The 17,335-nt window shown below is 66.6% G+C and carries 17 protein-coding genes; 2 read left to right on the forward strand and 15 right to left on the reverse strand.

Annotation, left to right across the window (positions count from 1 at the left end):
* Positions 1-9: 9 nt before the first annotated feature.
* The 8 genes from EV191_RS04940 to EV191_RS04980 form a co-directional block, all read right to left on the reverse strand.
* Positions 10-2,727, reverse strand: coding sequence for an ATP-binding protein (locus EV191_RS04940; protein ID WP_132875570.1), 2,718 nt, complete (start codon positions 2,725-2,727; stop codon positions 10-12).
* Between the two features lie 9 nt (positions 2,728-2,736).
* The gene (locus EV191_RS04945) at positions 2,737-3,705 is read right to left on the reverse strand and encodes a zinc-binding dehydrogenase (RefSeq protein WP_132875571.1); all 969 of its coding nucleotides are present in this window, start codon (positions 3,703-3,705) and stop codon (positions 2,737-2,739) included.
* Between the two features lie 32 nt (positions 3,706-3,737).
* Positions 3,738-4,574, reverse strand: coding sequence for an ABC transporter permease (locus tag EV191_RS04950; protein WP_132875572.1), 837 nt, complete (start codon positions 4,572-4,574; stop codon positions 3,738-3,740).
* Between the two features lie 27 nt (positions 4,575-4,601).
* On the reverse strand, positions 4,602-5,546 hold the full coding sequence (locus EV191_RS04955) for an ATP-binding cassette domain-containing protein (RefSeq protein WP_132875573.1): 945 nt from the start codon (positions 5,544-5,546) through the stop codon (positions 4,602-4,604).
* A gap of 19 nt (positions 5,547-5,565) precedes the next feature.
* Positions 5,566-6,138 carry an NADPH-dependent FMN reductase gene (locus EV191_RS04960; protein ID WP_165912820.1) on the reverse strand — a complete coding sequence of 191 codons (573 nt, stop codon included), beginning with the start codon at positions 6,136-6,138 and terminating at the stop codon, positions 5,566-5,568.
* 251 nt (positions 6,139-6,389) lie between these two features.
* Positions 6,390-8,561 carry an MvdC/MvdD family ATP grasp protein gene (locus tag EV191_RS30315; protein WP_207894389.1) on the reverse strand — a complete coding sequence of 724 codons (2,172 nt, stop codon included), beginning with the start codon at positions 8,559-8,561 and terminating at the stop codon, positions 6,390-6,392.
* Between the two features lie 2 nt (positions 8,562-8,563).
* The gene (gene tgmA, locus EV191_RS04975) at positions 8,564-8,899 is read right to left on the reverse strand and encodes a putative ATP-grasp-modified RiPP (protein WP_132875576.1); all 336 of its coding nucleotides are present in this window, start codon (positions 8,897-8,899) and stop codon (positions 8,564-8,566) included.
* A gap of 33 nt (positions 8,900-8,932) precedes the next feature.
* A complete protein-coding gene (locus EV191_RS04980) occupies positions 8,933-9,277 on the reverse strand; it encodes a hypothetical protein (protein WP_243658748.1) in 345 nt (114 codons plus the stop codon).
* A 138-nt stretch (positions 9,278-9,415) separates the two neighbouring features.
* Between EV191_RS04980 and EV191_RS04985 the strand changes: the two genes are divergently transcribed.
* Together EV191_RS04985 and EV191_RS04990 are read left to right on the forward strand one after the other, a co-directional pair.
* Positions 9,416-10,252 carry a helix-turn-helix domain-containing protein gene (locus EV191_RS04985; RefSeq protein ID WP_165912822.1) on the forward strand — a complete coding sequence of 279 codons (837 nt, stop codon included), beginning with the start codon at positions 9,416-9,418 and terminating at the stop codon, positions 10,250-10,252.
* Positions 10,253-10,263: 11 nt separating this feature from the next.
* Complete coding sequence (locus EV191_RS04990; protein WP_132875578.1) at positions 10,264-10,470, forward strand: DUF397 domain-containing protein; 207 nt, start codon at positions 10,264-10,266, stop codon at positions 10,468-10,470.
* A gap of 52 nt (positions 10,471-10,522) precedes the next feature.
* On the opposite strand, the gene EV191_RS04995 is transcribed toward EV191_RS04990, so the two are convergent.
* Genes EV191_RS04995 through EV191_RS05025 form a run of 7 tightly spaced genes read right to left on the reverse strand, consistent with a single transcriptional unit; the run spans position 10,523 to position 17,332 of the window.
* The gene (locus tag EV191_RS04995) at positions 10,523-11,707 is read right to left on the reverse strand and encodes a saccharopine dehydrogenase family protein (protein WP_132875579.1); all 1,185 of its coding nucleotides are present in this window, start codon (positions 11,705-11,707) and stop codon (positions 10,523-10,525) included.
* Positions 11,708-11,716: 9 nt separating this feature from the next.
* A complete protein-coding gene (locus EV191_RS05000) occupies positions 11,717-12,694 on the reverse strand; it encodes a lysylphosphatidylglycerol synthase transmembrane domain-containing protein (protein ID WP_132875580.1) in 978 nt (325 codons plus the stop codon).
* Complete coding sequence (locus EV191_RS05005) at positions 12,691-13,902, reverse strand: acyl-CoA reductase (RefSeq protein WP_132875581.1); 1,212 nt, start codon at positions 13,900-13,902, stop codon at positions 12,691-12,693. Before EV191_RS05005 ends, EV191_RS05000 begins: the two co-directional genes overlap by 4 nt.
* Positions 13,899-14,924, reverse strand: coding sequence for a LuxE/PaaK family acyltransferase (locus EV191_RS05010; protein ID WP_132875582.1), 1,026 nt, complete (start codon positions 14,922-14,924; stop codon positions 13,899-13,901). Before EV191_RS05010 ends, EV191_RS05005 begins: the two co-directional genes overlap by 4 nt.
* Positions 14,921-16,321, reverse strand: a complete 1,401-nt coding sequence (locus tag EV191_RS05015) for an AMP-binding protein (protein WP_132875583.1) — start codon at positions 16,319-16,321, stop codon at positions 14,921-14,923. Before EV191_RS05015 ends, EV191_RS05010 begins: the two co-directional genes overlap by 4 nt.
* A 29-nt stretch (positions 16,322-16,350) precedes the next feature.
* On the reverse strand, positions 16,351-17,103 hold the full coding sequence (locus EV191_RS05020) for an SDR family oxidoreductase (RefSeq protein WP_132875584.1): 753 nt from the start codon (positions 17,101-17,103) through the stop codon (positions 16,351-16,353).
* The gene (locus EV191_RS05025) at positions 17,096-17,332 is read right to left on the reverse strand and encodes an acyl carrier protein (protein ID WP_132875585.1); all 237 of its coding nucleotides are present in this window, start codon (positions 17,330-17,332) and stop codon (positions 17,096-17,098) included. The genes EV191_RS05020 and EV191_RS05025 overlap by 8 nt, the downstream gene beginning before the upstream one ends.
* Between the last annotated feature and the right edge of the window lie 3 nt (positions 17,333-17,335).

Raw genomic sequence — 17,335 nt, forward strand, 5'->3', positions numbered from 1 at the left:
CACACGAGCTTACGAGGCGAGCTCGATGCGGGCGAGCTCGTTCCGGGAAGTGACGCCGAGTTTCGGATACGCTTTGTACAGGTGATGTCCCACGGTTCGCGGGCTGAGGAACAGCTGCGCGCCAATATCCCGATTGCTCAGCCCATCCGCCGCCAGCCGGACCACCTGTAGCTCCTGTGGGGTGAGCCTGCTGAGCAGATCGGGTGCGGATTCCTTGGCCACCAGCGTTTCCCCGGTCGCGCGCAGCTCGCTCTGTGCCCGCGCCAGCCAGGGCGAGGCACCGAGCCGTTCAAATGCGTCCGCGGCCGAACGCAGTACTGGGCGTGCGTCCACGCGCCGCCGCTGCCGTCGCAGCCATTCGCCGTAAAGCAGTTCGGTGCGCGCCAGTTCGAACGGGCGCCCGCCCGGTTCGCGGCCGGCGAGCACCGCGGCGATGTACCGCTCCTCGGCCTCGTCATCCGAGCCGAGCAGCGCCGCGCAACGCTCACCGACACCGCGCGCCCACGGCTGCTCGACCAGCTCCGCCCAGCGGATATAACGCGCGGCCGGAACCCGCACGCAATCCTGCTGGTTCAGCCGCGCCGCCGCCTCGACCAGGTCCGGCACCGCCGAGAGCGCATCCATCCGGTTGGGCCCCTCGACCAACTCGGCCAGCCGGTCGAACACCGCCTCGTAACGACCAAGTCCCACTTCCAGCAAACCGAGCGCACAACCAGCGCGGACGTAGCTGTGCCCAACCCCTGGTTTGCGCGCCGCGTCCACCAGCTCAATGCACCGCTGCTCCGCACCTTCCTGCGCGGCCGCGAAAGCGAGCACAGTGGACAGATAGGTACCGGCCTGCTCCCTGCCGATATCCCGCGCGATCCGCAGTCCCTCGGTCGCGCCGGCCACGGCGTTATGCCGCTGGCCGAGGTGTAACTGCGTGCGGGTGAGAATGCCAAGGGCTGGGAGCAACGAGCCAACCGCGCCCTGTTCCCGGCATTCCCGTTCCGCGGCAAGCGCCCATTCGTAAGCCGTGCGGTGGTCGCCAAGCATCAGCTGCCACCAGGAAACCGTGATCCCGCTTGGGATATCGGGACCAACCGCGTTATCGATCAACTCGCGGAGCGCGGACACGCCCTCGGCCAGCTCGGCGGGTTCCGCCGCGTTGAGTCCAACCGCGGCCGCACTGAGCCAGCGCACCTCGCGCCCACCGTCCGGCAGCTCGAGCTCCTCGGCGCGGCGCGCGACATCGGCCGCGACGTCGAAATCGCCAGCCATCCACGCCGTTTCCACCGCGTAGAACAACATCCAGCTCGCGGTTTCCTTGTTGTGCTCGGCAATGGCGATACCGGCGTCCAGCAGGATCTGGTGTGCTTCGAGTGGCCGGTTCAGTTCGTCAACGAGCGTCGCCCGCAACGCAACGCATTCCGCGCGCAGCGTCGGATCCCGCAGATAGGACTGCGCTTCGTCCACAAGAGCCATTACCCGGTCCGATTCACCGGCTTCATACGCGGCGTAGGCGGCGGCGAGCAACCGTGAGCCGCGCGCTTCGGGATCGGGACTGAGTGCGGCGGCCCGCTCGTAGGCTGCCGTGACCGCGGAGTAGCCGCCAAACGCTCGGTCCGCTTCGGCAGCTTCGACCAGCGCCCTGGCCACCGCTTCGTCCGGCCCCGTTGCGGCAGCGGCTAGATGCCATGCCCGCTGGCAGGGGTTCCCCAGCTCGCCGAAGGCCGTCGCGAGTTCGGTATGCACCGTGATCCGCTCATGCGAGGAAGCAGCCTGGTAGACCGCGGATCGGATCAACGGGTGCCGAAAGTCCAGCCGACCGTCCACATAGCGCACTATCTCGTTCCGCTCGGCCGGCGCCAGGTCCGCCAGACCGGCGCCAAGATTTGTCGCCGCGCGTAACACCACATCCGGTTCCCCCGTGCTGTCCGCCGCGGTGAGCAGCAACAGGGTTCGCGTGGCCGCTGGTAGGTCACTGATCCGGTCGGCGAAGGCCTGCTGGATCCGGCTGTGAATCGGTAGCGGGGTGACGCCGTTTGGCTGCGCGGACAGCCGGCCGGCCCGCTGCGCGGCGGGAAACTCGTGCAGAGCCAGCGGATTTCCCTGCGCCGCGGCGACGATCTGGACTCGGACGTGTTTCGGTAGATCACTTGCGCTGTCGTCCAGTAACCCATCGGCCGCGGCGCTGGACAACGGCGCCATCCGTAGCTCAGCCAGTCCCTGCGCTGGAAACGGTGGGCCATCAAGGTCGCGCGCGCTGAACAGCAGGGCAACCTGCTCGGCTTCCAGCCTGCGCGCTACGAACAGCAGTGCCTCGGCCGAATCCTGGTCCAGCCAGTGTGCATCGTCCACAAGGCACAGCAAGGGGCGTTCCTCGGCGAGCTCCGCGAACAGCGTGAGCACGGCGGCACCGACAAGGTAGCGGTCGTTGCGCGGTATCGGTGTCAGCGACAGCGCCGAGCACAGCGCCGCCGCTTGGGGCTCGGGCAGTTCCCGAACCCGGTCGGTGAGCCCGCGAAGCAACAGATGCAGCCCGGCGAACGGCAGGGCGGATTCGGTCTCGATCCCGGTTCCGCAGAGTACCCGCATACCGCCGGCCAGCTCGTGTGCCCGCTCGAGTATCGCGGATTTGCCGATGCCCGCTTCGCCGCGCAGGACTAGCGCACGGCTACGCCCGGCGCGGGCGTCCGCGAGCAACTGCTCGACCGCGCCAAGCTCCGCCTCCCGCCCGTGCAGCATGCCGTCACTCTACTCAAATTGCCCAGCAGGCACCGATGGCCGTAGCACGACCTTGCCAAAGCTCGCCCGTGTGGCCAGCGCGTCATGCGCCTCGGCCGCCGCGCTGAGCGGAAATGACTGCACCGCCGGCACCAGGCCGCCGGTTACCGCGGTGGCCAAGGCGCGGGCTTCGGCGGTTCGAATACCCGTGCCCGAGCAGGGCACCGTGCACACGGTCAGGCCGCGCGCGAACACCGCACGGGTGGACAGTTCCGCCGGCCCTTCGGGGCCAGCGCCGCACATGACGAACCGGCCGCCCGGTGCGAGCAGGTCGAACGCCCGCGCTCCCTGCTCGCCACCGGCACTGTCCAGCACGGCGGTCACCGCACCGGACAGTTCCGCCGGCCAGTCGGCCGCGGTGTGCTCGAGGACGAAACTCGCGCCGAGACCACGGATCGCCGAGGGTTTCACCGGTCCGTCGACGATCGCGATCACTTTCGCGCCGCTGGCGCGCGCGCCACGTACCAGCATCGAGCCAAGGGCACCGGCCGCGGCGGTCACCGCCACCACGTCGGTCGCACTGAGCGCGGCGGCGTTCAGCGCGCTCAGTGCGCTGCGGCCGGTCTCGATCATCGCTACCGCGGCCGCGGAGCTCAGCCCCTGCGGAATCGGGTGCACAGCCGCGGCTTCCCGGATGACCAGTTCGGCGTAGCCGCCGGTGGCCAACCCGAGATGGGTGACAACCCGGCGACCGAGCAGCCACGGCGGCACCCCCGCGCCGAGCGCGTCCACCACGCCGGCGACTTCCTGGCCGGGAACCAGCGGGAACTCCGCGGCTGGGCAGTCGAGCGTGCCGGCGCGGAAGGCCAGATCCGCGCCGCGTACCCCGGCTGCCCGCACGGCGATCCGCAGCTGACCGTGGCCGGGCATGGGATCGGGCACCTGCTCGTAGCTCAGCTGTTCTGGCCCGCCGAACTCGTGCAACCTGATCGCGTACATCGCTCGCCTCACCTCCGCGGGGACTGCGCTGGCTACTTGCGCGTCCGGTACAACCGCATACTCAGCGGTGCGAATATCGCGACCAGTAGCGCCGATGCGATCAGCACCCAGCCGACCTGGCCGGCGGTGAGCGTGCCGCCCATCGCGCCGCGTACCGCGTCCACAACCAGCGTGATCGGGTTCACCGCAACGATTGCCTGCAGCACCTCGGGCATCGTTTCCGGCCGGACGAAGATGTTGCTGACGAAGGTGAGTGGGAAGAGCACCAGCATGCTCACCCCGGTTACGGATTTCTCCGAACGCAGCAACAGTCCAAGCGTCGTCCAGATCCAGGAAAGGCTGAACGAGAAGACCAGCAACAGCACGAAACCGATCAGTACGCCGAGCAACCCACCTTCTGGCCGGTAGCCCATCACCAGTCCGACCAGCACGATGATCGTGGAGGCACCGAAGTAGCGGACCACGTCACCGAGCAGTGATCCGACCAATGCGGACGGTCGCCAGGCTGGCAGCGAGCGGAACCTGTCGAAGATTCCTTTTTGGATATCGGTGTTCAAGCCGGACCCGGTGTACATCGTGATCATCACGACCGTCTGCACCAGGATTCCGGGAATAAAGAACTGTAGGTAGGCACCTACCGAGCCATCCAGTGCGCCACCGAAGATGTAGGTGAACATCACCGTCATCATGATCGGGAACAACGTGACGTCGAGCAGTTGTTCCGGTACATGTTTGATCTTCAGCATGGCGCGCCAGCCATGCGTGAGCGAGGCGGACAGCGCGCTCGGTCGCTTCGTGCGCACCCCGCCGCGGAGTACCTCGTGCAGTTCCTCGGTGGTGCCCGGTGGTTCGGTCACGGTGGTAGTCATATGTCTCTCCCCTGGTTGTCGCGGAAATCAGGCAGCGGGCTGGCTGGCATTTCCGGTAAGCGAAAGGAAAACCTCGTCGAGGCTCGGTTGACCGAGCGCGAAGTCGGCGATGCTGATTCCCGAGTACGTGAGTTCGGCCAGCGCCCTTGGCACGACGTCGTTGTCCTCGACCTGCACGCTGAGCGCTGCCGGGTCGGTGTCCAGTTGAACGTGCGCACCAAGCGCGGCGCCAAGGAGCTGGGCGGCCGCGCCGCGCCGCTCCGGATCGCGCAGGCGGACCTGCAGCACCCCGGACCCCACCGAGGTCTTCAGTTCGGTTGGGGTTCCCTCGGCGATCACCTTGCCCTTGTCGATCACCGCTATCCGATCGGCGAGCTGGTCGGCCTCCTCGAGGTACTGGGTCGTCAGCAGGACGGTGGTGCCGGCGCTGACCAGTGCGCGCACGATGTCCCAGACCTGGTTCCTGCTACGCGGATCCAGCCCGGTCGTCGGCTCGTCGAGGAAGAGCAGATCGGGCGTGTTCACAATGCTCGTCGCGATGTCGATTCGCCGCCGCATGCCGCCGGAGTAGGTTTTCACCTGCCGGCCGCCCGCTTCGCTGAGTCCAAACGCGCCGAGTAGTTGGGTCGCTCTGCGCTGTGCCGAGCTTCGGGAATGGCCGAGCAGCCTGGCGATCAACACCAGGTTCTCGACGCCGGTCAGGTCCTCGTCCAGCGAGGCGTACTGGCCAGTGAGGCTGATCCGTTCGCGGACCTTGCCGGACTCGCGAGCAACGTCGTGACCGAGCACGGTGGCCTGCCCACCGTCCACAGGCAACAGTGTGGCGAGCATCCGGATGGTGGTGGTCTTGCCCGCGCCGTTCGGTCCGAGCACGCTGTATACCCCGCCGGCTGGTATCGCCAGGTCCACGCCGTCTACCGCGCGATGCTGACCGAACACTTTGGTCAGCCCTTTGGTTTCAATCGCGTACATGTGGTGATCCCCTTCACAATCAGTTGGTGTACGGGCGTTTCGCTCGCGCTTCGGCGAGCGCCTGCCCCCACCAGGCAAGCTGGTCGAGCATCGCTTTCGCGGCGAACGCTCCCTTTTCCTGCTCGACCAGCCGACCGTCGTCGTCGAACTGCTCCCAGAAATTCACGAAGGCCACGCAATCCCGGACGGTGGTGGCATGTAGTTCGGCAAACACATGCCGGAGGTGTTCCACCGCGCGCAGCCCTCCGGCGATACCCCCGTAAGAGACAAAACCAACCGGCTTGGCCTGCCATTCCGTGTGGTGCCAGTCAATCGCGGTTTTAAGCGGCGCGGGGAAACTGTGGTTGTACTCGGGAGTGACCACCACAAAGGCATCCGCCGCGGTCAACCGCGGGCTCAGCTCATCGACCTCGGCTGGCACGGCGTCGGCGATGGTATCCGGTAACTGGGTATCGGCAAGGTCAATGACATCAACATGCATATCTGTCTGCCGGCGCGCTTCGTTAGCAAACCAGGTTGCCGCGGTCGGACCGAACCGGCCCTTGCGGGTACTCCCGATGATGATCGCCAGATTCAGCTGGTCGGTTGCCACGATGCCCTCCTTCGCACTGGCGTGTTCGTCGAGTACGAAGTTAGGCAGCGCGGGTACCGGGTGGCATCAGTCAGGCGACTGGCGTACCGACTTAAGCAGTAGCTACCCGGGCCAGTACGTCGTGACCCGCCTCACCAGTCACTCAGTAACCGCGTTCTTTAAGGTTAGCGAGTCTCTCGTGGTCGCCGGCGCCCCAGGATCGCGATCTTTAGGAATCTTGCGGTCACTTTCCGTGGTCGCGTTCTTCAAGGTTAGCGATGTTCTGGGGTGCTGCCGGGAACAAGCGACCACTGGTGCGCACCGGCTGGCTGGTCAAGCCACAGGGTGTGCTCGGTGCCGTCCACGGTCAGCCCGAATCGCTGGCGTTGCGGGCGGCCAAGTCGTACCCACTCCTGGTACGACGATTCGAGCTCGTCCCACAGCCGGCGCGGCCCGCCCTGGTAAACCTGGTGGATGCCATCCGGGTCGGTGCGATGGCAGACCCAGGCGCCGGACGGCTGCGTCAGCCAAGTCTCGGTAGGGGCGCCGTCCCTGGGCGTGAACTGTACCCAGGAGAATCCACCAACCAGCAGCGCGCCGAAGAACTGGAACGACTCACGGGGACTCGTAGCAAGGTCGGCTGGCAACTCGGTCCGACGACTTGCCAACTTGTCAAGGTCAACCGAGGGAACCCGGCTAGGCGTCGCGCCTTGATTCGCGCGAACCGGCATGAAGAACCCTGTGCCGGGTAGGAAACCGCCCTGTGCCCTTTTTCGCTGGGCTTTGCCATCCTCGGTAACGGTCAACAGGGCGAGTAAGCCGCCCGTGCCATGCCGGTCGACCGGGACGAGAATCTTGCCTCCCGGTTTCGTCTGCTCGATCCACTCAGCGGGTATCCGATCAAAGCCCACGGTCGCAAGCACCCGGTCAAACGGCCCCCTTGCCGCACAACCCTTCGCGCCGTCTGCCGCTTCGAGGTGCGGCCGGTATCCGAGTACGTCGAGGCGTGTTCTGGCCAGACTCACCAAGGCCGCGTCCACGTCAAGGCTTGTGACGTTGTCCGCCCCAAGGCGGTGCGCGAGCAGGCCGGCGTTGTAACCAGTGCCGACGCCGATCTCCAGCACGGTATGTCCATCGTGCACGTCGAGGGATTCCAGCATGCTGGCCATCAGTGTTGGGGAACTCGACGATGAGGTCGGAATACCGTCGACGCGGCCATTCTGTCGCGCCTGGGAAGCCTTGCCCGTATCGCCGTCAAGCTGGGTGATGAGGGCACGGCGGCTGTAGACGCCGGCAGCCCACTCGGCGCTTTCCGCCTCAACAAGAAACCAGTCGGGTATGCCCGCTTGCTGATCGAAGAAGTAGGGCACGAAGGCCGCCCTTGGCACTTCGGTGAACGCGGCAATCCAACCAGGATCAGTGAGCGCGCCACTGTCAACAAGATCGTGCACGAACTCCGACTGAAGTTGCGGCGACTCAAGCACGGCTGGCGGCCCCTTCCAGTGCGTCGGCGATGGCGCTGGCGATCGGCATTCCGGTTTCATCCTCGATCCATGCCCACTGCCCATTGGGATTGCATTCCAAGAACCACCACTCACCGCTGGGTGAAACCACGAAATCCAGGGCGGCGAACCGGAGGCCAGCCGCCGCAGCAGCTTCCCAACCGCAGACCGTATGGAACTCGGCGTCTGCACAATCGAGTAGGTCAGCGAGTCATAATCCGCACGCCAATCCAGATAAGACTCCGGAGACCCGCTATCGATGCGCGTAGCGAAGAACTGGTCCGCCACGACGGTTAGCCGCACCTCGTGCACCTTGGGCACCCATTCCTGGAACAGGTGCATTGTCCTGGCGATGTTTTGATCCACACACTGCTCGGGGACAACCAAGGTCGCATAGACCTGGCGGGTACCGTCCGAATCGGTGATCCCCGCGCCACCAAAGGGCTTGCAGACCGCCCTACCAAGTTCGGCAACGAAGTTCCGTGCCTTGTCAGCATCGTTTGTGACCAGCGTGCGAGGTACCCGTAGCCCGACATCGCGCGCGTAGCAAAGTTGCGCAGGCTTGTACTCAGCGAGCCCGATCCGGTGTGGATGGTTGAGCCATGGGCGCAGTGCCGACAGCAGGCCACCGAAACCCATCCTGGCTTGAACCGCTGCCCAGCGCTGCTCGTTCTCGGACATGTCCGGGTGGAATTGGAAGCTTGTCGGCCGCCGGTAGTAGATGCCGGAAATCCTGGAAAGTTCGACCGAACGTCGCGCGGTCCGCAGCGAACCTTCCCACTGCTCGTCGGCCAGCTCCGCGCTGACCATTAGTTGTTCCGGGAAGTCGCCGGCGTCGAAGCGAAACAGGTTCGCCTCGCGTTCGTTCAGTTTCTCGACCACCCTGTCCGCCGTCGGATCGAACCGGTGGGTCATGATCACCACGGACCGCGCATGGTTCATCGCTAGTCCTCCCGGTGATCGGTGTCCGAGTCGTAGCCCTGGTGACCGTCGCTGTTTGTCTGTGTGTTGGTCTGCCCGTCCGTATGCCTTCCGAGGCGGACCAGCTCGCCACCATGTCGGAGCAGCCCTACCTGGGCTTCCTCGTCGTAGGACAGCTCGGCGAGGTTGAGCCGATCAACCCGCTTCGGCCTGACTCCCAGTGTGAGTCCGAACGGCCGGGCCGTCGAAGCTGGTTCGCCTGTGGAGTCCACCCGACCGTACGCGCGGCCGAGCGGGAACTGGTCCGAAGCAGGGAAGACAACCGAACCAGGCCGGCCTTCCGGTTTCGCAATTGACATATTCACTACCTCCAACTCCCGTGTGCTGATCCGTCAACTTCCCGTCGCGTCCCGGTTGAACCACACGAGGCGAGCCCGAATATGGGCACCGAACTCGAACAACCGCATCGCTCGCTCCGGGGACCGCAACCGCAACCGCGCGCGGCGACCGACCGCGATCACTTCGGCGTGATCCTCGAAAGCCATACCCCAGCCAGCGATGCGGGCATCCACCCGCTCGCCGTACTCCTGCACGATCGCGAACAACCTCGGCGCTTCCTGGGCGACCATGCGCTCCAGCTCCGCGGCGAACTCTTCCTCGTCACACAGCGGTTCTATACCCGAGGGATCCAGCAGGGACCCGTCCTGCTGGTCCACCTCGGCGGACGATGCCGTCATATTCATCTCCATCCCCATACCCAGATGCAATGCCGAACAAATTACACCGGAAATTCCAGTTGAACAGACTCGGCAGAGTAAGTTACGCCATTAGGAGGACGGTTGGTGGCGTCAAGTCCGATACGGGAGACTGCAACGGTGGCAGAACAAGATCCAGGCCCGATCGTGCAGCGAATCCTGCTTGGCGCGGCGCTGCGGGACGCTCGGGAAGACAAGGGACTCTCCTCTACCGAGGCCACGAAGAAGCTCGGTTGGTATGCCGGCAAGCTGTCCAAGGTCGAGCAGGGCGACAAGGGCGTCACCGACAAGGACCTGGCGAAAGCGGTTGCGGTTTACGAGATCGCCAAGGATCGGGAAGGCGTGCTCAAGCAGCTCGCAGCCGAAGCGCGGCGCAAACTGCCGCCTTCCCGGGTGCCCGAGTGGGCGACCAAATACGTGAACCTCGTGGCCGCTGCCGCCGAGATCAAACTTCACTTGTCGGATTCGTTTCCTGGCACGGTGCAGACCATCAACTACGCACGCGCAGTCCTGGAACGATCCGTCGTTGTTTCTCAGGCCGACGTTGAACGCATGGCCGAAGAACGAACTCGGCGCGTCGAACGGCTTATCAGCGCCAACACACGTATTTGGCTCGTGGTAGGCGAGGAAGCCCTGTACCGGGAAATCGGCAGCAGAGAGGTGCTTCGCGAGCAGTTGGAGCATGTCAGGTCGCTTGCCACAGCAGCCAACGTGACATTGCAGGTCATGCCCTATGACGGCGGTGCCCATTCGTGCCATGGCACCCCGTTCACGATCATCAGCTTGATCGAAGGGCGCCCCGGAATCGTGTACACAGAAGGGCTAACTGGCAGTGACTACCTTGGCGGGGAACACGTACGCGTGTACAACCTTGCCTACGACAACCTGCGCGCAGCAGCGTTGAGCCCAGACAAGACACTGGCGCTCATCAATCGACGGATCAAAGAGTTGACCTAGGAGAGATCGACATGGCTGTCCACAAGGAACTCGGCAACCTGCACTGGCGGAAGTCGAGCTTCAGCGCCGGCGCGGAGAACTGCGTCGAGGTAGCCACGGCCCCCAGCGGCGGGCACTACCTCCGCGACAGCAAGAACCCCAGCGCGGGCACACACCACTTCACCAACAGCGCGTGGATCACCTTCATCCACGCAATCACCACCGCTGACACCCCGTAACCGCATTCCCTGGGGATCTTGCGGTCACTTTCGGTGGTCGCGTTCTTCAAGGTCAGGCGGCGCGTTCGTCCAGGATCTCGAAGGTCAGGCCGGCGCGTTGCAGGCGGTCGATGAGTGGTTGACCGAGCGCCACTGCCGGGGTTACCTGTCCCGCCGTCTCCGGCAGCTCGTCAACCGCCAGGCAGAGCGCGGCCTCGGCGAGCATCTTCGCGGTCTCCGAGTAGCCCGGATCGCCCCCGCTGACCTGTGTCACCACCCGGCGCCCGCCACCTTCGCCGACGAAGCGCAGCTTGAACCAGGACTGCGCCCGCTGCTCGGCGCTCGGTCCTTCGCCCGGCGCCAGCCGGTTGGACAACCAGGAGCGCACCGGCGGCAACTGCGCGAGCAGCACCGCACCCGCCGCCCCCACCCCGAGACCGGCGGCCACCGGCAGCCGGCGCACCGCGAGGAAGTGGCCATACCGGAAATCCGGACCATAGGCATCCAGCGCCCGCGCCGAGCGCCGCACCACCTGCGGATCGATCGTGGGCATCGGCAACAACCAGGCACCGAGCTCGCGATCCCGACAAACCCACAGCTCGGTCGAGCCCACCTTGCGACCAGCAGGCTTCGGCTCCAGCCTGCCCCTGGCCCGCGCCGCGCTGAGCGTCTGCTTCCCCCTGGCAAACGCCGTCAGTGCGGAAGCGAGCGTGCCACCAGAAAACCGGCCGTTCATCCGCAGCGAACCGGTCACCCGCAGGGGCACATCGGCCGGCAGCTGCTGGACCGTGAAATACGCGCCGAGGTCCGGCGGGATCGACTCGAACCCGGCCGCGTGAATCAGCCGAGCCCCGGTCTGCCGCGCCCGTTCGTGATACCGCAGGTACATCCGGTCCGGAAACTCTGGCTCACCGGTCAGATCCAGATAATCAGTACCCGCCTCGGCGCAGGCCGCCACCAGCGGCTCACCGAACCGCACGTATGGGCCAACCGTACTGATCACCACCCGCGCGGACCGCGCGAGCTCGGCAAGCGAATCCGGCCGCGTGACATCCGCTTCGAGCAAGCCAAGCTCCCCGCACGCGGGGTTGATCGCGGCAAGCCTGCCCCGCAGGTCAGCAAGCTTGCCCTGGTTACGCCCAGCGAGCGCGAGCCGGCAGCCCTCGGGGAGCGCACCGGCCAAGTACTCGGCGGTCAGCGCACCGGTGAACCCGGTGGCCCCGAACAACACGATGTCGTAATCCCGTCCGTCCCGCATGGGGACAGGCTACTCGCTAGTACGTACCGACGGTATGCCCTTGGCCGGACCCCGATATCCCCTGGCGAGCAGCGCCGCGGCACCAGCGGTGACCACGTCGGCCGCGGTGAACATCGCCCGCGAGGCAATCGCGTAGGCGCCGGCGGCGACCGGCCCGATGCTGGTGGCCAGCGCGGCCGTGACAACCACCTCACGCACCCCTGCCCCGGAGGGCAGGATGAAAAAGAACAGCCCCGCGGTCAGCCCGATCGCGACCGCCCCGGTGCACAACAGCAGCCCGCCCCACCCCGGCGTACCAAGGCTGTTCGCGAGCAACCACAGATGCGTCCCGAAACAGGTGAAGGTGAACAGCGAGTAGCCAAGCGCCTTGCCCACGGTCGCCCAGCGCAACCGGTGCGCCAGCGGTGCCTTACGCAAGATCCGCAGCACCAGGTTCACCGCCCAGGTGAGCAGCCGGGGATGCAGCGCGGCCAGACCAACCGGCAGCACGGCGTAGAGCCAGATCGCGCCCGGACTCTCATCCAGCAGCACCGGCAGGGCGAGCACCCCGAGCAGCAAGGAAGCCACGGTCGACACGCCAACCTGGATCAGCGAGGACACGAAGCTGCGCGCACGCGGCAGCCCAGCCTGCTTACCCAGCTCCATCTGCAACACATAGGCCCAGACGGCGCCGGGCAGGTACTTGCCTAGCTGGCCGACCAGATAGATCTGCGGACCCCGGATCGGGCCGAGCTTGGTACCCAGGTCATCCACGATCACCTGCCAGCCGAGGGTGCTCGACGCGATCCCGAGGATGAGCACCAGCTGGCTGAGCACCGCGGCCGGCCATGGCACCCGCGCAAGCGTGTCCCATACCTCGTCCCAGCGCGTCACCAGGTAGTAGCCGGCACCAACAAGCACGGCGGCGAGCAGGATCCGGCGCGCCCAGGTAACCGCCAGCGACCGCCAGTTCCGGGAGGTCGTCGACGCGGCGGTCTCGGCGCTCATCTGGCGCGCACCGTGACGAGCCGGCTGAACTCGCGCAGCAGGTCGTAACCGTCCCAGATCGGATCGAACCGCAATGCCGAACCGAACGGGACGATCCGGTCGATCCCCTTACCCGCGGCCGCCGCCACGAACTCGGCAAGCTCGTCCTCCGTGCAACCGAACTGGATCAGCGTCTGATCCGTTCGCCGCACCAGACCGGCCAGCTCGGTGAGGTTCGACAACGCGGTATGCGCGAAGGTGCCCGCCGCCAGCCATTGCCTCGGCGGATCGGCGGGGTCGGCCAGGTCGACGGTGGCCACCCCGGCGCCGAAATCGAGCCCGCGCACCCTGCCGTCCGCCGCGAGACCATAGCCGGCCACCCGCTGCTCTACCGCCATCGCGGGTTCCAGCGCGTAGCCACGCAGCGCGACTATCTCGGCGAGCAGCGCGTTGAACTCGTCCCGCGCCTCGGCCATTTCGCCCGCACCGATCCAGTACACCGCGCGTGGCGAAGCGCAGGCGGCCTGATCGAACCAGTAGGCATCCGCGTAGAACGCCTCCACCGCCGCGCGCCGTTCGGCCGCGCTTGCCGCCTGCCAGCCGGCAAGCGAGATCACCGCGAACGACGCCCGGTCCGGAAAGGTCAGGTCTCGAGCGTTCGGGGCAAGCCGGTGCTCGCGTAGCTCGTTGATCGCCCTGTCGCCACCCCACAGCACGCGAAGTTCGCAGGCCGCGGAAAACGCCCCGGTGGCCGCGGGGTCGCGCGGGTAGCTGACCATCCGCTGGGTGCTGGCCACCGCCGGCTCGGCACTATCCGCGATCTCCGCGAGCGCATCGAGCAACACCGCGCCGGCGCCGGAAACCCTTGGCGAGACCCGGACGATATTCGGGTTGCCGGCCAGTGCGGACAGCGCCCAGGAGTAGACGAACATGGTGTCCACATTGGCCGGTGGCACGTGGAAGCAGAGCCCTCGCGGGAACCGGTACCCGCCATCCGGCGCGGGAGCGGTATCCAGCACTTTGCGAAGTTCGCCTGGCCGCAGGAAGAACCCGAGTGCGGCGAGCTCTGGGTAGGCCCGCGCGGTATCCGGGGCGAGCAGTCTCCGCGCCAGTTTGCCGAGAAAGTCGATCACCCGCTCATCGCCGAACCGCAACGGGTTCTCCCCGGAGAGCTCGGCAACAACCCGCTCGGCGGTGGTTTCGGCAGGTGCGGGAAACAGTTGCCTCATGCGGCAGTCCCCCGCGTGGTGAAGGTGTCCGAGCAACCTCGCGCTTCCGCCCGTGGCAGCCGGCCTAGCACGGAGAACCGCTTACCCGGCCAGTCACCGTCGTCGATGCCATGCAGTACACCAAGATCCTCGGTGAGCAGCGCGTGCCCGGGATAGGATCGAGGTAGCGTGCTGAGCACCTCGATCACGCCCGGCTCACCGATCGGCTGCGGTTCGAAGGTCAGCGGATCACGGATGATCACGTCGGCGAAATCCGGACAGTACAGACCATCCCCGGACGGCCCCTCCAGGTACACCGTGCCGATCTGCTCGATCATCCCGTAGTAGTTGTGGATTCGGGTCAACCCGGTATCGGCGGCGAACCTGGCGCGGAACTCGGCGTTGTCCACCGCGCGATCGGCCAGCTTCTTCCACCCACCGGAGTGGATCAGGATGCCATTGGACAGATCGAGGGAATGCTCGCGGGCCACCTCGTAGAGGTACTGCCAGACGAGGAAGGTGAACCCGAAGATCAGGAACGGCTGGTCGCCGTGTTTCGCGAGAAAGTCCTTTAGTGCGGCGATATCCGGTTCGTCGTGTTCGTCGAGCAGGTAGGTGTGCGCCCTGCCGAAGGTGGCCATGCCGAGCACTCCGGCACCGCGCGCGGAGAATTCCCTGCGGTTGGTGATGATCCCGATCGTGTCCACAAGCAACATGGGCAGCCGTTTCGGGCCGAGCACGGCTCGCAGGCTCGCGCCGAGCCGTTTGGTCTGCGCACCGGCCGCGTCCCGGTCCAGGTAGATCCGCGAGGCGCCGGAGCCGGTGGTACCGGACGAGGTGAGCACTTTGAACACGTCAGAATCCGGAATACTGCGCAACTCGTGCGTTTTGAACATGCGTACCGGCAGCCACGGGAGGTCTTCGAGCCCGGCGCCGGGCAAGCCGCGCGGCACGTCCAGCGCGCGCAGCACGCGGTCGTATGGCGGGCAGCGGTCGCGGTGGTAGTCGGTGAGTTCGACAAGTTCGCGCAGTAGTCCGGTCATCCGCGTGCTTCCAGCTCGGGGTAGTCGATCTTGCCGTTGCTCCGCAACGGCAGGGCATCCACCGAGCGTACGTCGAAACCCCTGATGTGCAGATGCAGCCGGTCGGCCAGCGTGTGCGCGGCGGACTGGCAGGACTGCTCGGCGGCGCCGGCCAGCCAGACCACCACCTTGTCCGCGCCGGCCACGACGGCCACCTCATCCACCCCGAGATCGGCCTCGCGCACCAGCTGTTCGAGATCGTCCAGGTTGACCCGGTTGCCGAAGATCTTGCCGATCCGCTTCAGCCGCCCGGTGATGAACAGGTAACCGTCCTCGTCCAGGTAACCAAGATCGCCGGTATGCAGGACGCCGGCCAGCTGATCGCCTTCGCCCAGCTCCGCTTCCTGATCCGCGTATCCCATCATCACGTTCGGTCCACGGTAGACAACCTCACCACCGATGCCAGGATGCGTGGTCTCGTTGCCGTCCGCGCGCTTGATGGAAAACGCGCCGTCCGGCAACGCGCAGCCAACCGAGCCGACCTTGTCCGGCAGCCGCTCGGCCGGCACCGTGGCCATCCGCGGCGCCGCCTCGGTTTGCCCGTACATCACGAACAACCGGCCGCCCACCGCGCGCATCTTGGCGTGGAACTCCTCGACGAGCTCGACCCGCATCCGGCCGCCGGCCTGGGTGAGCGTGCGCAGGCTCGGATAGCGCGCCGGGTCGAACCGGAGCTTGCGCAGCATCTCGTAGTGGTACGGCACCCCGGCGAAGGTGGTCACCTCGTACTCGCCGACCGCGTCCCAGAACGAGCGCGCGAACAGCCCTTCGGGGTGCAGCAGGACGGCCGCGCCGCGCATCAGGTGGCTGTTCAGCACCGAGAGCCCGTAGCTGTAGTGCAGCGGCAGGCTGGTCGGCGCCACATCGGTGTCCGCGATGCCGAGTACCTTTCCGATCGTTTCGGCGTTGTGCAGCACCGCGCGCCGGGACAGGCGCACGAGCTTCGGGTTCCCGGTGGTGCCGCTGGTCGGCAACAGCACGGCGAGTTCCGGATGCGGCACCACCCCCTCGGTCGCCTCGCGCAACCAGGTTCGGCCTTCGCCATCCGGGTAGTAGCCGGCAATCGGCGGCACTCCGACGGCGCCGAGCAGCGCGGCCGGCCGGAACCGCTCGAGCAGCCCGGCAAGCAGGGTTTCCTCGAGCGAGGGGTCGAGCAGGGCGATCGACCGGCCTGCCGCGATCGCGCCGAGGTAGTCGAGCACGCTGGACAGCTCGGTGCTCGCGCGCAGGAAGACGACCCCGGGTGGCAGGTCGGCGAGTTCATCGGCGCGGCGGCGCACCGCCGTGCCGAGCTGCGCACCGCGCAGTACCTCACCGCTCGGCGCGTGGATCAGTCGCGCGTCCTCGTGCACCAGCACGGTTACCAACTCCGTTTCCGGCCGCCGGGTTACAGAACGAGCCCGCCGTCCACGCCGAGTACCTGCCCGGTGACAAACGATGCCTCGTCGCTTGCCAGGAAGCGAATCACCCGCGCGACCTCGTCGGCCTGGCCGAGCCGGCCGAGCGGGGTATCGGCGATCCGGCGCTCGAGCACCTCCTCGCCCAGATGCGCGGTCATCCGCGTTTCGATCACGCCGGGCGCGACCGCATTCACTCGAATGCCGTAGCGCCCGAGTTCCTTCGCGGCCGAGCGCGCCACGCTGGCCACCGCGGCCTTGGAGGCGGCGTAGGCGGTCTGTCCGGCGCTGCCGCGCTCCCCGACGATCGAGGCGAGCAGCACGATCGAGCCGCTGCGCTGCCGCATCATCGCGCGGGTGGCGGCCTGCACGGTGTGGATGGTGCCAGCCGCGTTCGTGCCGAGCAGCGCGTCCACCGCCTCGGCGCGGATCATCCCGAGCAGCGCGTCCTCAAGCACACCGGCGTTGGCCACCACGATGTCCAACCGGCCGTGCTCCTTGGCCACCCCACGCACCACCGTCTGCACGGCCTTGGCGTCGGTGACGTCTAGCGCCAGCCCGCTCGCCGCGCCGGCGGCCGCAGCCCGTTCGGCGGCTTCGGCGCCGTCCCTGCCGGTAAGCACTACGGTCGCGCCGGCGACGGCCAGCGCTTCGGCCGTCGCGTAGCCGATCCCCCGCGTGCCGCCGGTGACCAGCGCGACCTTTCCCGCCAAGGAAGCCGGGATCGGGTCCGGTTCAGCCATCGAGCATGCCCCGCAGCATGTCCACCGCGACCTTGAAGCTGCTCATGTCAATCACCTGATCGGTATCGAACTGCACATCGAATTCGTCTTCGATCGCCGCGACCAGCGCCATATGTCCGACCGAATCCCACGCCTCGATATCCCGGTACTTCAGGTTCTCCACCGCGGCGCCCTCGTCGAGCTGCAGAGACTCCACGAACACCCCGCGCAACCGCTCCTCGATCGCCATGTT

The sequence above is a fragment of the Tamaricihabitans halophyticus genome (genome assembly GCF_004340875.1).
GTDB lineage: Bacteria > Actinomycetota > Actinomycetes > Mycobacteriales > Pseudonocardiaceae > Tamaricihabitans > Tamaricihabitans halophyticus.

Coding starts and splice junctions, on each gene's coding strand:
- EV191_RS04940 (WP_132875570.1), bottom strand. CDS start 2,727: ATGCTGCACGGGCGGGAGGCGGAGCTTGGCGCGGTCGAGCAGTTGCTC.
- EV191_RS04945 (WP_132875571.1), bottom strand. CDS start 3,705: ATGTACGCGATCAGGTTGCACGAGTTCGGCGGGCCAGAACAGCTGAGC.
- EV191_RS04950 (WP_132875572.1), bottom strand. CDS start 4,574: ATGACTACCACCGTGACCGAACCACCGGGCACCACCGAGGAACTGCAC.
- EV191_RS04955 (WP_132875573.1), bottom strand. CDS start 5,546: ATGTACGCGATTGAAACCAAAGGGCTGACCAAAGTGTTCGGTCAGCAT.
- EV191_RS30315 (WP_207894389.1), bottom strand. CDS start 8,561: ATGAACCATGCGCGGTCCGTGGTGATCATGACCCACCGGTTCGATCCG.
- tgmA (WP_132875576.1), bottom strand. CDS start 8,899: ATGTCAATTGCGAAACCGGAAGGCCGGCCTGGTTCGGTTGTCTTCCCT.
- EV191_RS04980 (WP_243658748.1), bottom strand. CDS start 9,277: ATGACGGCATCGTCCGCCGAGGTGGACCAGCAGGACGGGTCCCTGCTG.
- EV191_RS04990 (WP_132875578.1), top strand. CDS start 10,264: ATGGCTGTCCACAAGGAACTCGGCAACCTGCACTGGCGGAAGTCGAGC.
- EV191_RS04995 (WP_132875579.1), bottom strand. CDS start 11,707: ATGCGGGACGGACGGGATTACGACATCGTGTTGTTCGGGGCCACCGGG.
- EV191_RS05000 (WP_132875580.1), bottom strand. CDS start 12,694: ATGAGCGCCGAGACCGCCGCGTCGACGACCTCCCGGAACTGGCGGTCG.
- EV191_RS05005 (WP_132875581.1), bottom strand. CDS start 13,902: ATGAGGCAACTGTTTCCCGCACCTGCCGAAACCACCGCCGAGCGGGTT.
- EV191_RS05010 (WP_132875582.1), bottom strand. CDS start 14,924: ATGACCGGACTACTGCGCGAACTTGTCGAACTCACCGACTACCACCGC.
- EV191_RS05020 (WP_132875584.1), bottom strand. CDS start 17,103: ATGGCTGAACCGGACCCGATCCCGGCTTCCTTGGCGGGAAAGGTCGCG.
- EV191_RS05025 (WP_132875585.1), bottom strand. CDS start 17,332: ATGGCGATCGAGGAGCGGTTGCGCGGGGTGTTCGTGGAGTCTCTGCAG.